General features: G+C 58.4%; 13 protein-coding genes and 1 tRNA gene. 11 read left to right on the forward strand and 3 right to left on the reverse strand.

Annotated elements, in window-relative coordinates; translation table 11 throughout:
* Nucleotides 1–72: 72 nt before the first annotated feature.
* Nucleotides 73–149: transfer RNA gene (locus CHB79_RS02885), tRNA-Asp, on the forward strand.
* A 238-nt stretch (nt 150–387) separates the two neighbouring features.
* On the opposite strand, the gene CHB79_RS02890 is transcribed toward CHB79_RS02885, so the two are convergent.
* Together CHB79_RS02890 and CHB79_RS02895 are read right to left on the reverse strand one after the other, a co-directional pair.
* A complete protein-coding gene (locus tag CHB79_RS02890) occupies nt 388–1431 on the reverse strand; it encodes an AraC family transcriptional regulator (RefSeq protein ID WP_010483027.1) in 1044 nt (347 codons plus the stop codon).
* Entirely contained in the window at nt 1422–2555 is a 1134-nt protein-coding gene (locus CHB79_RS02895; RefSeq protein ID WP_089358824.1) for a nitrilase-related carbon-nitrogen hydrolase, read from the reverse strand. Before CHB79_RS02895 ends, CHB79_RS02890 begins: the two co-directional genes overlap by 10 nt.
* Before the next feature lie 266 nt (nt 2556–2821).
* On the opposite strand from CHB79_RS02895, the gene CHB79_RS02900 reads away from it, so the two are divergent.
* The 5 genes from CHB79_RS02900 to CHB79_RS02920 all read left to right on the forward strand — a co-directional run bounded on the left by CHB79_RS02900 (nt 2822) and on the right by CHB79_RS02920 (nt 9227).
* Nucleotides 2822–4855: an NADPH-dependent 2,4-dienoyl-CoA reductase gene (locus CHB79_RS02900; RefSeq protein ID WP_089358825.1), complete on the forward strand. Its 2034-nt coding sequence runs from the start codon at nt 2822–2824 to the stop codon at nt 4853–4855.
* A gap of 26 nt (nt 4856–4881) precedes the next feature.
* Nucleotides 4882–5295 (forward strand): nuclear transport factor 2 family protein, encoded by a 414-nt coding sequence (locus CHB79_RS02905; RefSeq protein ID WP_010483031.1) that lies wholly within the window; start codon nt 4882–4884, stop codon nt 5293–5295.
* 355 nt (nt 5296–5650) lie between these two features.
* Nucleotides 5651–7021 carry a chromosome segregation ATPase gene (locus CHB79_RS02910; RefSeq protein WP_010483033.1) on the forward strand — a complete coding sequence of 457 codons (1371 nt, stop codon included), beginning with the start codon at nt 5651–5653 and terminating at the stop codon, nt 7019–7021.
* Nucleotides 7022–7027: 6 nt separating this feature from the next.
* Nucleotides 7028–7951, forward strand: a complete 924-nt coding sequence (locus CHB79_RS02915) for a 1-aminocyclopropane-1-carboxylate deaminase/D-cysteine desulfhydrase (protein ID WP_089358826.1) — start codon at nt 7028–7030, stop codon at nt 7949–7951.
* Nucleotides 7952–8030: 79 nt separating this feature from the next.
* A complete protein-coding gene (locus CHB79_RS02920) occupies nt 8031–9227 on the forward strand; it encodes a lytic murein transglycosylase (protein ID WP_089358827.1) in 1197 nt (398 codons plus the stop codon).
* Between the two features lie 98 nt (nt 9228–9325).
* Here CHB79_RS02920 and CHB79_RS02925 read toward each other — a convergent pair whose 3' ends face one another.
* Nucleotides 9326–10285: a DUF1853 family protein gene (locus CHB79_RS02925; protein ID WP_089358828.1), complete on the reverse strand. Its 960-nt coding sequence runs from the start codon at nt 10283–10285 to the stop codon at nt 9326–9328.
* Between the two features lie 218 nt (nt 10286–10503).
* Between CHB79_RS02925 and CHB79_RS02930 the strand changes: the two genes are divergently transcribed.
* The 5 genes from CHB79_RS02930 to CHB79_RS02950 are packed head-to-tail and all read left to right on the forward strand — an operon-like array spanning nt 10504 to nt 14386.
* Nucleotides 10504–11394, forward strand: a complete 891-nt coding sequence (locus CHB79_RS02930; protein WP_010483042.1) for an NAD(+) kinase — start codon at nt 10504–10506, stop codon at nt 11392–11394.
* The gene (locus CHB79_RS02935) at nt 11395–12369 is read left to right on the forward strand and encodes a metallophosphoesterase (RefSeq protein ID WP_089358829.1); all 975 of its coding nucleotides are present in this window, start codon (nt 11395–11397) and stop codon (nt 12367–12369) included. It begins immediately after the preceding gene.
* Nucleotides 12366–13232: a rhomboid family intramembrane serine protease gene (locus CHB79_RS02940; RefSeq protein ID WP_089358830.1), complete on the forward strand. Its 867-nt coding sequence runs from the start codon at nt 12366–12368 to the stop codon at nt 13230–13232. Before CHB79_RS02935 ends, CHB79_RS02940 begins: the two co-directional genes overlap by 4 nt.
* A 38-nt stretch (nt 13233–13270) precedes the next feature.
* Nucleotides 13271–13534, forward strand: coding sequence for a YeaC family protein (locus tag CHB79_RS02945; protein ID WP_010483048.1), 264 nt, complete (start codon nt 13271–13273; stop codon nt 13532–13534).
* Between the two features lie 21 nt (nt 13535–13555).
* A complete protein-coding gene (locus CHB79_RS02950; protein WP_089358831.1) occupies nt 13556–14386 on the forward strand; it encodes a DUF2797 domain-containing protein in 831 nt (276 codons plus the stop codon).
* Nucleotides 14387–14389 lie beyond the last annotated feature (3 nt).

Below are 14389 nucleotides of genomic sequence, written 5' to 3' on the forward strand. Positions count from 1 at the left end.
GGTAAGCACAAGCCAACGCGGTTGTACTGCCAGATGAAGTGACCTGTTTTAGGGTGCAAGCCCGAATAACATGCAGCGGTAGTTCAGTTGGTTAGAATACCGGCCTGTCACGCCGGGGGTCGCGGGTTCGAGTCCCGTCCGCTGCGCCAAATACGAAACCCTCAGATAGCAATATCTGAGGGTTTTTTATTGCCTGTCGTTTGCTGTCATCCAGGCGTCATCTCGACTTTTTAAACTGCCTCCACGCGGGGTTGGCTCGCGTCGACAGTGCAGGGGAGAGATGCTATGGAAGACTATCAAGACGAACTGCTGGAAGCGCAGGCTGTTGAACTGGATGCGCCTGAGTTGGCTGAGGATGCTACCGAGTTGTAACCCTGGCTTGTAGCTTCAGCTACCCAGGCGCTGTGCCCGGCGAAATTCGCCTGGCGTCTGCTGGTTCCAGCGCTTGAATGCGCGTTGAAACGCCTCTGCCGAGGCAAAACCGAGCAGGTAGGCTATCTCGCCGAAGGCCAGTTCGGTATCGCGAATATAGGCCACCGCCAGGTCATGGCGCGTCTCGTTGAGGATGGCGCGAAACTGGGTGCCTTCCTCCGCCAGCTTGCGGCGCAAGGTCCAGGTTGGCATTTGCAGGCGTGCAGCCACTTCCTGCAAGTCAGGTTCGCGCCCATGCAGCAGTGGCCCTAATAATTGAATGATGCGCTCACGCAGGCTGCGGGTACGGGTCAGCTGTTCCAGTTCGTGTTCACACAACTCTTGCAGGTGCAGCCAAGTGCTTGGGCAATGCTGTGGGTTGCGCAGGTTGAGCGTGGCCTGGCTCAGGCGCAGCTGATTATGCTCGGCTGCAAACTCGACAGGGCAGGCCAGCGCGGGCTCGTAGGCGTCACTGTAATGGGGGGCGGGAAATTCGATATGCGCCCGCTCCGGGGTGATGGGCTGCTGGGCGACTTGTTCCAGTTGTCGGGTCCAGCCGGCAAGCACCGAGTCAATGACAAAGCGGTTGTAGGCGTTGTACGGACTGATCGAGTAAAACCGCAGCCAGCCACCTTGATGGTCCTCGGCAAAGCTGGCGTGGCCGCGATAGTTGGAGGCATACAAAGGCTCAAAGCGAATCAGGCTGCGCGCTGCCTGGCGTACGGTCGGGGCTTGGGCGGCGGTTACACCTGCGAGCCCCAGCTGGCCCAGGCGGCTGAGCTTGCCCATGATCAGGCCCAGGTCCGGCTGGCCGGTTTGTTCGATGGCGGCGTGGCCCAGGCGCATATAGCGCGGGATCGACAGGCGTGCCCGGGGGGTGGCCAGGCGAGCAGGATCCAGGCCGTAACTGTCGAGAAGCGCGAGCGGATCCTGCCCGCAGCTGCGCATGGCCTCGGCCAGGCTGTCGACAAAGCCCACCGAAAGGTCGCCAAGGCGGATACGCGGACTCGTTACAGCCATAGGTTGACGAAGTGGGCGCCGCGCTTGTCACCGGCAATTGCATGTTGCTGGCCATCACTGACAACGCTGCGTCCATCGATGCCCATGCGCCACAATTGGCCGCGCATAAACACCATGGCGCCGGCCCGTGCACCGCTGGCGTGCAACTGGTTGGGTATCGCCAGTTGTTGCCAGGCCTGGCCCTCGCTGACACTGTTGTCGGCCAGGGTAGGCGTCTGCGGTTTGGCGGCATGCTTGTAGCCTTTCCAGGGCTTGTTCCACTGCGTCTTGCCTTTGACGAACCCAGGTACTGCCAGAAGCTCTGTGTTGAGCTTGGCGAGCGCTGCATAGCTGGCGGGGTACCAGCTGTCGGTGCCGATCAGTACTGCCAACTGACCGGCTGGTGTGGCGAATGTGTGCAATTGCTCAATAGGCGCCGCCGCGATGATGCTGCGTTCGCGGCTTGATGGATAGACCTTGCGTTGCGGTTGGCCAATGGCTTTGCCGTCGGCGCCATAGACCACGCTGATGTTGTACAGCGGACCTGTGCCGATGCGCAGGATACCGTCTTCATTACGCGGCTCAGGCAAGACAATCGAGCCCGCAACCAGGGTGATGCCAAAGTCCTTGGCCAGGCCACTGAACAGGCTCTGGTAATCGGCGGCCATCTGTTCGGACTTGAGGCGAAACAGGGCGTCGCTGAAGTCTTTATTGCTCGGCGTTTCAAGCAGGGCTTGCGGCACACCGAGTGGATGGCTGGCGGCTAGCCATTTGACGGCTTCTTGCAGGCTGTCGCTTTTGTAGAACTCGGGTTTTTCGCCGGCGGCGACCAGCCAGGTGCCAATGTGCTCGGGCAGGATGGCAATGGTCTTGGCGTTGAGCAGCCCTTCGTCGCGGGCCTTCTCGAGATAGGCCGCAAGCTTCAGGTGCAGGCTTTCACGGCTTTGGTAATCACTGGCAAACAGCAGGGGTTGTATGCCGAGCAGGTTGCCACGATCAGCCGGCTGGCCTTGGTTGACGCTGATTTCGCTGCTCAGGTCGGTAAGGATGATGCCAACGTCTGGACGCTGCTGTGCCCAGTAGACATAGCCACCGGCGCTGCCGAGCAAGAGGATGAGAATGCTGATAGTAATAAATAGGCGCATGGTCGTTCAGCGTTGAGGGTTCGATTCTCAGGGTAGGGGAGCGCGTCGCGGTTGCCAAGGGGTTGCTGCGCATTTGGATCAATAAGTTGTTAGTTAGAGTCATTGAGCTGTGCGCTGGGGCTATTTATCGTGCTCTGCATACTGATCGCGATTCATCCGCGGGCGGCAGAATCACCGCACTGTCAATTTGCTATGTGCTGGCTGCCTCCTGCATCAATAGAAATCGCGGCATACCGTGAATCTCAATGCCTGATGTGGAGACTTCCATGAGTGCTCTGTACCCCAATTTGCTGGCCCCGCTTGATCTTGGTTTCACCACCCTGAAAAACCGTACCCTGATGGGCTCGATGCATACTGGCCTGGAGGAGAAGCCGGGTGGGTTTGAACGCATGGCGGCCTATTTCGCCGAGCGTGCGCGCGGAGGGGTTGGCCTGATGGTTACCGGCGGCATCGGCCCTAATGTCGAGGGCGGGGTTTACTCCGGCGCAGCCAAGTTGACCACTGTTGAAGAAGCCGAGCAGCACAAGATTGTGACCCGCGCCGTGCACGAGGCCGATGGCAAGATCTGCATGCAGATTCTTCACGCTGGCCGCTACGCCTATAGCCCCAAGTCAGTGGCGCCCAGTGCCATTCAGGCGCCGATCAACCCATTCAAGCCCACTGAGCTGGATGAAGAGGGCATCGAAAAACAAATTCAGGATTTCGTCACCTGCTCAATGCTGGCGCAACAGGCCGAGTATGACGGTGTGGAAATCATGGGTTCGGAAGGTTATTTCATTAACCAGTTCCTGGCTGCGCACACCAATCATCGTACCGATCGTTGGGGCGGTAGCTACGAAAATCGCATGCGCTTGCCGGTAGAAATCGTCAGCCGGGTGCGCCAGGCTGTTGGCCCCAACTTCATCATCATCTATCGCTTGTCGATGCTTGACCTGGTCGAAGGCGGCAGCACCTGGGAAGAGATCGTGCAACTGGCCCAGGCCATTGAGCAGGCTGGTGCAACCTTGATCAACACCGGTATCGGCTGGCACGAAGCACGTATCCCCACCATCGCGACCAAGGTTCCGCGCGCGGCCTTCACCAAGGTCACGGCCAAGCTGCGGGGTTCGGTATCGATTCCATTGATCACCACCAACCGCATCAATACGCCGGAGGTCGCCGAGCAAGTCCTGGCCGAGGGCGATGCCGATATGGTTTCCATGGCCCGTCCATTCCTGGCTGACCCGGACTTTGTAAACAAGGCTGCAGAAGGCCGTGCGGATGAAATCAATACCTGCATCGGCTGTAACCAGGCCTGCCTGGACCACACTTTTGGCGGCAAGCTGACCAGTTGCCTGGTCAATCCGCGCGCCTGTCACGAAACCGAGTTGAATTACATTGCTACCCGCGCGGTTAAAAGAATTGCCGTGGTCGGTGCGGGGCCGGCAGGCCTTGCGGCAGCGACCGTTGCCGCCGAGCGCGGGCACCAGGTCACGCTGTTTGACAGCGCTGCCCAGATCGGTGGCCAGTTCAATGTTGCCAAGCGTGTGCCGGGTAAAGAGGAGTTCTTTGAAACCCTGCGTTATTTCAAGCGCAAGCTGGAAACCACCGGGGTCGACCTCCGGCTGAACACCCGGGTCAATGTTGATGAGCTGGTGGCCGGTGGCTTTGATGAAGTGATACTGGCAACCGGTATTGCCCCGCGTACGCCAGATATCCCTGGCATTGATCACCCCAAGGTCATCAGCTATCTCGATGCAATCTTGCAGCGCAAGCCAGTGGGCCAGAAGGTTGCGGTGATAGGTGCGGGCGGCATTGGCTTTGACGTATCCGAGTTCATTACCCATGCCGGCACGGCAACCAGCCTGGATCGCGATGCCTTCTGGAAAGAGTGGGGTATCGATGATCAGTTGCAGGCGCGCGGCGGTGTCGCAGGTATCACCGCCGAGCCACATGCGCCGGCGCGCCAGGTTTTCCTGTTACAGCGCAAGAAGACCAAGGTGGGCGATGGCCTGGGTAAAACCACCGGCTGGATTCACCGGGCAGGCCTGAAGAACAAGCAGGTGCAGATGCTCAATAAGGTGCAGTACCTCAAGGTTGATGATGCCGGCCTGCATATCAGCATTGCCGATGCCGAGCCGCAGGTATTGCCGGTCGACACCATTATTGTCTGCGCTGGCCAGGATCCGCTGCGTGAGCTGCATGAAGGGTTGCAGGCGGCAGGCCAAAGCGTGCACTTGATCGGTGGCGCGGACGTGGCTGCCGAGCTGGATGCCAAGCGTGCAATCAATCAGGGCTCGCGACTGGCTGCTGAAATTTAATCCATAAGCCCAACCGAGGTGTAGAGATGACAGCATTAGCGGTTAAGCCCAATATTGCCCCAGCCATGCAGCAATGGCATGCGATGATTGCCAGCCAGGACCTCGGTGGCCTGCCGGCATTATTGCACCCGGACGCGGTTTTTCGTTCGCCCATGGCGTTCAAGCCATACGCAGGCGCGGACAAGGTGGCGATGATCCTCAATACCGTGATCAAGGTATTTGAAGACTTTCGCTACCACCGCGAACTGGTTTCGGCTGATGGCTTGAATGTGGTGCTGGAGTTCAGCGCCACAGTGGCTGATCGCGAGCTCAAGGGCATCGACATGGTGCGCTTTAATGAGCAGGGCCAGATTGTCGAGTTCGAGGTCATGGTCCGGCCCATGAGTGGCCTGCAGGCTCTGGGCGAGGAAATGGGCAAGCGCCTGCGCGGCGCGCTGTAGCCTGCAACCCCTGTTACCTGGATGGCATTGTGCATGTCATCCAGGCCTGGCTGGCAACTGACGAAAAATGTCTCATGCTGACAGTTTGTACCAAGCCCATCACAGTTTTGTTGTGCAGTTGAGTAGGATTGTTCCTATCGCAAGACGACTGCCAACCCAGTCACATTGCTGCCCACGGTTTTTCCCCTAGACTCGCTCAAACGGCTGTGATGTGCCTGACTGCTTGTGCGCGTCAGTTACTGGCCTGTGATCTTAGGCGTTATTATCGCCCGAGGATGTTCTGCTCCTCTGGGTTGGATACATAGCCACGCGCGACGTCAGATGAGTGTTGTCAATCTAGCTTTGAGGGAATCGGATGAGCATGCAGAACAAGCCGCAGATGGTTGATGCAGTGATGTTCTTCAGTGAACACGGTGGTGTCTGCAAGCAAATGTTCTTCACCGAGTTTGAAGCCCTGCTCGATGGCATGGTCAATATGCCCGAGTTCGCCGACCAGCAAGTGCGGGCGGCTTACTTGATGATCAATCCAAGGTTATTGATCCGTTCAGTGGTGTTCTTCTACCTCGATTTCGATGAAAAGGGGGCTCCCGATAACGGTTGGAATATCCCCTTGCAGCATTTGGCTGAAAAGTCCGGGCGAGGCCCCGACATGGGGGCTGGCCCGATTCGCTTGGCGTGTCGCAGCCAGTGCCCGGTGTCATGGCACCAGATGCACCTTTGGGACCCAAGCCTGGCGCCTGGGCAGAATGACCTGGTGACTTTGCGCGATACGGTCAAGGCCAATCAGTTGGGGCTGTTGATTGAGGATGACAGCGGCCAGTCGGTTGTTGCCGAGCGCTTGCAGATGGTCTCGGATGACAAATGGTACTCGCCTGATCCGGCGCTGGAAGAGGCGCAAAAGGTCGCAGAGAAGTTGAATCAGGAGCAGCGCCTGAAAGCTGCACAGCTGATCAAGCAGCAGCGCTTGCGTATCGGTAGCCTGAGTCTTCAGCACGAAGAAGAGCTGGCCAAACTCAAGTTGGCCAGCGAGAAACACCGAGAAGTCATCGAGGCCAAAATGGCCCTGGTGCAAAAAGCCCTGGCGCAGCAGAAGGAACTCAATGCTGATCTGAAACGGCAGTTGGCGGAACAAGCAGCCAGTTTTCAGTCATCACGGGAGAAGATGACCGAGCAACTGCGTACACTGCAAACCAATGGACGCAGTGAGATCGACCTGATGCGCGCGCAGTTCGACACTGAGATGCAGGCAAAGATTGCCTCGGCAGTGGTTGAGTACAAAGAGCAAATTGCCATTCGTGATGTCGAGCTTGCCTATCGTCAGGAGCTCGACGGCAAGCTCCAGCAGGAGATCGAGCGTCTCAACAGCGAACGCGAACAACTGACCGGACAAAGTGGCGACCAGATTCTTGAGCGCTTGTCGAACCTGGGCATGGTATTTGTGGTTTATCATCCTGGAGCCGGGCACTTGACCGTTGCCTTGCAAGATATTGCTCGCTACCAGGAAAACCCGCTTGCCTATGCCGCATCCAAATGTTTTGTCTCCGAAGAACAGTACAGGCAGTGGCTGGCACATTATCAACAGCCCGCCTGCGAAGCGTTGCTGGCCAATGGGCAGCGTTGCGCCATCCGTATTGATCGAGTCGATGCACCAAGCCGCTTCAAGCTCGGTGACTCCAATTGTTGCGCCCGTCACAAGGATGCCGAGCGCATGCGCACCCTGGGGTGATCGGCGTTGAAACTCCCCGAGTGGAGGCCGACAGCGCCCGTACAGCGCTTAAACCTGTATTGGCTGGCAAACGCCGGGGTCGAAGTGGCGGTGCTGCGCCTTGACCTGATTGATCAGCAGGTCAGCGGCAATAAATGGTTCAAGCTGGCGCCCTATATCGAGGCCGCAGCCAGGCAGGGCGCCCAGGGCCTCATCAGCCTGGGTGGCGCTCACTCCAATCACTTGCATGCCCTGGCTGCTGCGGGCAATCGCTTTGGCTTTCAAACCGTTGGCCTGCTGCGTGGCAATCCTCAGCTAACGCCTACCAGCGCTGAGCTCGAACAGTTGAGCATGGAGTTACACTGGCTTGGCTACGGCGGTTACCGTGGGCGTAATTTGCCGGGTTTTTGGCAGCCCTGGCGTTCACGTTACCCGCAACTGCTGCCGGTTCCGGAAGGCGGTGGTGGCTTGCTTGGCGCCCAAGGCTGCCAGCTTCTGGTCGAAATGGTACGCAGCCAGTTGGACCAGCTAGATTGGCCCGATTACCACGCTTGGTGGTTGGCGGTGGGGACTGGTACCACGCTGGCCGGACTGGTTCTGGCTGAAGCCGGGGCGCACCCGGTCTACGGCGCTCTAGCTGTTCCGGCAAGGCATGGCGCGCAGCTGCAGATTTCCAGTGTCTTGACCCAGGCGCAGCAGGCCGACCAGGGGTATCGCTTGCTTGATGCCGCGCGCGGCGGCTTTGCCAAAGTCGATACGCTGTTGCTGGATTTCATGCAGGCATGTGAAGCCGAGTCTGAGATGCTGTTCGAACCGCTCTACACCGCCAAGGCGCTACTGGCCTTGCGTGAGCAGGTCGAGCAGGGCGCGTTTCCTCGTGGAACGCGGCTGATATTCGTCCATACTGGCGGTTTGCAGGGGCGCGCTGCCGCCTTGGCTAAAGGCTTGTAACGGAACTGCCGCGACTAAGCTGTCTCTGATCATTACACTGTCCCTATATGTGGACTGTTTCAGTATCAGGGAATATGCGATGAATAAAATGATCACCCGTTTAGCTGCGGTTCTGTTCAGTGCGGGGGCCCTGGCAACCCAGGCGCAGGCAGCATCTTTTCAGCAATGCCTCGGCGACTTGCGCCCCAAGGCTGCGGCAAAGGGGGTTTCAGGCGCGACCTTCGACCGTTATACACAAGGCCTTGAGCCCGATATGAGCGTGCTGGAACTGCTCAACTCACAACCTGAATTCAGCACTCCCATTTGGGATTACCTGGCTGCGCTGGTCGATCAGCAGCGCGTCGATGAAGGTCGCCAGATGCTGAAGTTGCACGCCGACACCCTGGCCAAGGTATCGCGCAGCTATGGCGTTGATCCGGCTACTGTGGTCGCTGTATGGGGTGTTGAGAGTGACTACGGGAAAACCTTTGGCAAGCGGCCATTGCTCACTTCGCTCGGCACCCTGTCATGTTACGGTCGGCGCCAGGCGTTCTTTCAAGGTGAGTTCTTTGCCACCCTGAAACTGCTGCAATCCGGGGATATTCAGGCTCAGGAACTGAAAGGTTCATGGGCAGGCGCCTTTGGTCATACCCAATTCATGCCTTCGACCTATCAACGTATCGCCGTGGATGGCGACGGTGACGGTCGCCGCGACCTGGTGGCAAGCATCCCTGATGCGCTGGCCTCAACCGCCAACTACCTCAAGCGTTCAGGCTGGCGCACCGGCCAGCCTTGGGGGTATGAGGTCAAGCTGCCCGCAGGCTTCGATACCTCGGCAGCGGGGCGCAAAAACAAACGTCCGCTCAAAGACTGGGTCGCCCGTGGCGTGGTCAAGGTCGATGGCTCGGCGATCACGCCAAGCGATACGCCGGCTGGTATCTTGCTGCCCGCAGGTGCCAAGGGGCCAGCATTTATTGTGATGCGCAACTTCGATGCGATCTATTCCTATAACGCGGCTGAAAGCTATGCATTGGCAATCGCGCATTTGTCCGACCGTTTGCGCGGTGGTGACGAGATCGTGACGCCATGGCCAACCGATGACCCGGGCCTCAGTCGTATCGAGCGCAAGCAGTTGCAGGAGTTATTGCTTGCCCGTGGCTACGACATTGGCGAGGCGGACGGCTTGATCGGCACCAATACCCGCAAAGCCATTGTCGAGGAGCAAAAGCGCCTGGGATTGCAGCCCTATGATGGCCGCGCGGGCAAGAAGATCCTCAAGGCGATGCAGGCGCAATAAGGCGAGCCGGTTAATACTGATTCGCCTGACTGGGGCTGGCGGCTGATTTGGAGCAGGCTGTGGTGGACAAGCTTCGCGTTGTCGCACCCTATGGCCTGTTAGCGGTAGGGCCTGAGTGTTTCTGGCCAGCTGTCGCTGACCAGGAATACCCGCTGTTGCTCCAGCCAATAGCCATCCGGGCTCTGTTCAAGGCGTACCAGCAATTGCGCATTGGTATTGGCTTCGAGCGTCGCGAACCAGATTTGCAGTTGGTCGTTGGGCCAATGGTCGGCGGGGCTGATTCGAGCTGGAGCCAGCCAGTCATGACGCGGCAGTATTTGCCAGCTGGCGCCTGGATATTGGGCAAGCAGTGCTGGCCAGTCGCGCTGATGCACCCAATTGCCACGCAAATGCTCGGGGTGAGCACCGGCAGGCGGCAGGCATCCCGCAGGCCAGGGATAGAACAAGTAACCGGCGACCCACATCGAGGCTTGTACCGCCTGGCTGTTTATCCCCTCCTGGGCCAGGGTGCTCAGCGCCTGTTCGGTTTTCGACAGCGGCAACTGGTGCTCGGCGATGTGGCTGAGTTTCAGGTCCAGCCGGTCACGGCTTCCCGGGCCGAGCCAGTGGTGATTGGCAGTGCCGCTGGTGTTTTGCTCGCCCAGATAGAGTTTTATCGCCAGCTCGAGATGGTGCAGGCCGTCGTCGTCACGCAGAATCAAATCCAGTTCACCCAGGGTGTGCCCTTCGCGACGAATAGGCAGGTTGGCGGCAAGAATCTCGACATCAGGTGCCGAGTTCAGGGCAAATTGCCAGAGTCGTTCGTAATACAGTCCAAGCCTGCGTACCGAACGCTCGGCAAGCCAATGGCTGAGGCTTGAGCAATCATCGTCCAGTGTCAGTAGCCAGTGCGCCAGTTGTTGCGGCTCACGGCTCCAGCGGCTGGCCGCCAAAGGATGACGCTGGCGTGTCGGGGGCTGGCTCAGCAGCGGCGGGGCAAGTATGACCCACGCCAGGTCGCGCACTGCGGGCTGGCGCAAGCGCTGAGGCAGATCAGTCAGAGATCGAAACGGATTCATGCCACGAGCATAGCGTTATTTACCCGATTGCAAGCAAGCGCTGTATCCTTGGCCGAGGTTGCAATCGAGGCAAATGCCCCCAATTAACCAGCAAGTGGTCGTTGTAGTGCCTCAGCTTTCCGTTGCCTGGAAACCCATGGTTAGCAGCGCAAGTTTGCTGCGCTTGCAGGCTTTCGACCATAATCTAACTCTTTAGAGATTCAGCCTGCGGGAGCACCATGGAGCAATTTCGGAATATCGGCATCATTGGTCGCCTCGGCAGCACGCAGGTGCTCGACACTATTCGTCGACTGAAGAAGTTTCTGCTCGACCGCCACACCCATGTGATTCTGGAAGATTCGATTGCTGAAGTCCTGCCGGGCCATGGCTTGCAGACCTCTTCGCGCAAGAACCTCGGGGAAATCTGTGACTTGGTGATTGTGGTCGGTGGCGACGGTAGCTTGTTGGGCGCTGCGCGGGCATTGGCGCGCCACAAGATTCCGGTACTTGGGGTCAACCGTGGCAGCCTGGGCTTTTTGACCGATATCCGCCCCGACGAGCTTGAAGTCAAGGTCGCCGAGGTGCTGGACGGCAATTACCTGACCGAAAACAGGTTTTTGCTCGAAACCGAAGTGCGGCGTAATGCTGAAGCCATCGGCCAGGGCGATGCGCTTAACGATGTGGTTTTGCATCCGGGCAAGTCGACGCGGATGATCGAGTTCGAGTTGTTTATCGACGGCCAGTTTGTTTGCAGCCAGAAAGCTGACGGCCTGATCGTCTCGACCCCGACCGGCTCCACGGCCTATGCCTTGTCTGCGGGCGGCCCGATCATGCATCCCAAGCTCGATGCAATAGTAATAGTGCCCATGTACCCGCATACCCTGTCGAGTCGCCCCATAGTGGTCGATGGCAACAGCGAGCTGAAAATTGTTGTGTCCAAGGACCTGCAGATTTACCCGCAGGTGTCCTGTGACGGGCAGAATCACTTTACCTGCGCGCCTGGTGATACCGTCACCATCCGCAAGAAACCGCAAAAGCTATGCCTGATTCATCCGCTTGACCATAACTATTACGAGGTCTGTCGCACCAAGCTAGGGTGGGGCAGCCGCCTTGGTGGTGGAGGCGAGTAAATGCGCCTGGACCCTGAGCGAAGTTACGACCTGATCGGCGATATCCATGGCTGTGCGCGGACCCTGGCACGCTTGCTGGATAAGCTGGGGTACCGGCAAGAGGCTGGCGTCTGGCGTCACCCGACTCGCACGGCCATCTTCCTGGGTGACCTGGTTGACCGTGGCCCGCGAATTCGCGAAGCCGTCAACCTGGTGCGCACCATGGTCGACGGCGGTTCTGCCGTGTGCATCATGGGCAACCATGAGTTTAATGCCCTGGCGTGGACGACACCGGCAAAGCCGGGCAGCGGTCGCCAGTTTGTTCGTGAGCACAACGCCCGCCATGCGCGCATGATCGCGGAAACCCTGGATCAATACGCAGCCTACCCAGCCGAGTGGCGGGAAACCCTTGAGTGGTTCTACCAGCTCCCCTTGTTTATCGATGCCGGGCGCTTTCGCGCCGTGCATGCCTGCTGGGATGACGAGTTGATCAATCCCTTGCGCGCGCAGTTCCCGGATGGGCGAATCAACCAGGCTTTCGTCAAGGCGGCGGCCGAGCACGGCAGCTTTGCCAATACCGCCTTCAACCGCTTGCTGCGCGGGACAGACATGCGCCTGCCGCACGGCATGACGCTGACCAGCGACGACGGTTTCACCCGCTCTTTCTTCCGCACCAAGTTTTGGGAAGAGAACCCGCAAACATATGGCGATATCGTGTTCCAGCCCGATGCGCTTCCCGAGTTGGCCGCGCAAACACCATTGACGGAAATGCAGAAGAACGAGCTGCTCAGATATGGCGCCGACCAGCCCCTATTATTTGTCGGCCACTATTGGCGCAGCGGCAAGCCTTCACCTATTCGCGCCAACCTGGCGTGCCTGGACTACAGCGCCGTGATGTATGGACGCTTGGTCGCTTATCGCCTGGATCAGGAGCATCGTTTGGATTCGAGTAAATTTGTCTGGGTCGAGGTTGAAAAGCCGGAGGCGCCGAAATGAGTCCCGTGGCGGTTCTACGTTTGCCAACACAAACCAATCTGAGCGGCTTTATCGCATTGTTGCAGCGCCTCAAGGTGCCGCACAGGGTGAGCGAGGAGGCCGGCGAGCAAGTGCTGTGGGTGCCGGGAGAGTCATTGGCCGAACAGGTGCGCGAGCTCTACAGCCGTTACCCCGAGGGCAATGATGACGCGCCGCTTGAGGCCTCGGTTGTGCCGGGCGCGACTCGCCCCGGGTTCATCCAGCAAGCTAAAAGCAATCCCTTGACCTGCGCGGTGTTGCTGCTGACCTTTATCGTCGCGGCCATTACTCTGCTGGGCGACAACTTCTCGGCGATTCGCTGGTTGAGTTTTGTCGACTTCAAGATCCAGGGCGAGTACATCTATTTCGCCTCGGCCGAGCAAGGCTTGCAGGCAGGGCAGTGGTGGCGATTGATCACGCCCATGCTGATTCACTTCGGCTTTCTGCATCTGGCCATGAACAGCCTGTGGTATTGGGAATTGGGGCGGCGCATTGAGTCTTACCAAGGAGCCCTGGCGTTACTCGGGTTGACCCTGGTATTCAGCCTGGCATCGAGCGTGGCGCAATACAGCTTCTCCGGGCCGTCGCTCTTTGGTGGGCTGTCCGGCGTGCTCTACGGGTTATTGGGCCACTGCTGGATTTACCAGCGACTTGCGCCTAACCCTGCATATCGCCTGCCGCCTGGCGTGCTGGTGATGATGCTGGCCTGGTTGCTGATATGCATGACCGGCGTCTTTGAACTACTGCAATTTGGCTCCATCGCCAATGCCGCGCATGTCGGCGGGCTGGTGGCGGGTTGCCTGACTGGGTTGTGTGGTGGGTTGTGGCAGCGCGCCCGCCGTTAGCGGCCTGTTAAAATACTGGTTTTATCTGGAGGCGGGTTATGTCGTCGTTTTTGCAAACTATTGAAAACATCACCCCCGAAATCTACCAGAGCCTTAAGTTGGCGGTAGAAATTGGCAAATGGCCAGATGGTCGCAAGCTGACTCAAGAGCAAAAAGAGTTGAGCTTGCAGGCCCTGATTGCCTGGGAAATCAAAAACCTGCCGGAAGACCAGCGCATCGGCTACATGGGGCCACAGGAATGCAGCTCCAAGTCCGAGCCTGTACCGAACCTGTTGTTCAAGTCTTCCGATACCTTGCACTGAATTTGAGAGTGGCAGTTGTTAATGAATGAATTGGGGCGCGGTGCGCTGAGCAAAATGTCGGCGCGGTTGGAAAGCCCGGTGCAGTATTCGTTTCGCCTGGATGACCAGCTGATTGCAGTCAATCCGTTGATCGGCAAGACCGTGCGCCTGGAGTTTTTGGGTGCGATTCACTGCAGCCACTGCGGCCGCAAGACCAAGACCAGCTTTAGCCAGGGCTATTGTTATCCGTGCATGCAGAAGCTTGCCCAGTGCGATATTTGCATCATGAGTCCGGAGCGCTGCCACTATGACGCGGGCACTTGTCGTGAACCGAGTTGGGGTGAGCAGTTCTGCATGACTGACCATGTGGTCTATCTGGCCAATTCGTCCGGGGTAAAAGTGGGTATTACCCGGGCCACGCAAGTGCCGACCCGCTGGATCGACCAGGGCGCAACCCAGGCGTTGCCCATCATGCGGGTGGCAACGCGTCAGCAGTCCGGGTTTGTCGAAGACCTGCTGCGTAGCCAGGTAGCGGATAAAACCAACTGGCGTGCGCTGCTCAAGGGCGATGCCGCGCCAGTCGACCTGCTGAGCGTGCGCAATGAAATTCTCAGCGCCTGCGCCGAGGGCATGCAACAGTTGCAACAACGCTTTGGTATACAGGCGATCCAGCCGGTGAGTGACGCGCAAACGCTGGAAATCGGCTATCCGATTGAAGCCTATCCGCCAAAGATCACCAGCTTTAATCTGGATAAGAACCCCATCGCCGAAGGCACCTTGACCGGTATCAAGGGCCAGTATCTGTTGTTTGATACCGGTGTTATCAATATTCGCAAGTACACCGCCTATCAGTTGGCGGTGAGCAGCAACTGAGAC

Source organism: Pseudomonas segetis (genome assembly GCF_900188155.1).
Taxonomy (GTDB): domain Bacteria; phylum Pseudomonadota; class Gammaproteobacteria; order Pseudomonadales; family Pseudomonadaceae; genus Aquipseudomonas; species Aquipseudomonas segetis.

Excerpts from the sequence above, each read along its gene's own strand:
- CHB79_RS02895 (WP_089358824.1), bottom strand. The coding sequence starts at position 2,555 with ATGCGCCTATTTATTACTATCAGCATTCTCATCCTCTTGCTCGGCAGC.
- CHB79_RS02945 (WP_010483048.1), top strand. The coding sequence starts at position 13,271 with ATGTCGTCGTTTTTGCAAACTATTGAAAACATCACCCCCGAAATCTAC.
- CHB79_RS02940 (WP_089358830.1), top strand. The coding sequence starts at position 12,366 with ATGAGTCCCGTGGCGGTTCTACGTTTGCCAACACAAACCAATCTGAGC.
- CHB79_RS02900 (WP_089358825.1), top strand. The coding sequence starts at position 2,822 with ATGAGTGCTCTGTACCCCAATTTGCTGGCCCCGCTTGATCTTGGTTTC.
- CHB79_RS02950 (WP_089358831.1), top strand. The coding sequence starts at position 13,556 with ATGAATGAATTGGGGCGCGGTGCGCTGAGCAAAATGTCGGCGCGGTTG.
- CHB79_RS02930 (WP_010483042.1), top strand. The coding sequence starts at position 10,504 with ATGGAGCAATTTCGGAATATCGGCATCATTGGTCGCCTCGGCAGCACG.
- CHB79_RS02935 (WP_089358829.1), top strand. The coding sequence starts at position 11,395 with ATGCGCCTGGACCCTGAGCGAAGTTACGACCTGATCGGCGATATCCAT.
- CHB79_RS02910 (WP_010483033.1), top strand. The coding sequence starts at position 5,651 with ATGAGCATGCAGAACAAGCCGCAGATGGTTGATGCAGTGATGTTCTTC.
- CHB79_RS02890 (WP_010483027.1), bottom strand. The coding sequence starts at position 1,431 with ATGGCTGTAACGAGTCCGCGTATCCGCCTTGGCGACCTTTCGGTGGGC.
- CHB79_RS02920 (WP_089358827.1), top strand. The coding sequence starts at position 8,031 with ATGAATAAAATGATCACCCGTTTAGCTGCGGTTCTGTTCAGTGCGGGG.
- CHB79_RS02925 (WP_089358828.1), bottom strand. The coding sequence starts at position 10,285 with ATGAATCCGTTTCGATCTCTGACTGATCTGCCTCAGCGCTTGCGCCAG.
- CHB79_RS02905 (WP_010483031.1), top strand. The coding sequence starts at position 4,882 with ATGACAGCATTAGCGGTTAAGCCCAATATTGCCCCAGCCATGCAGCAA.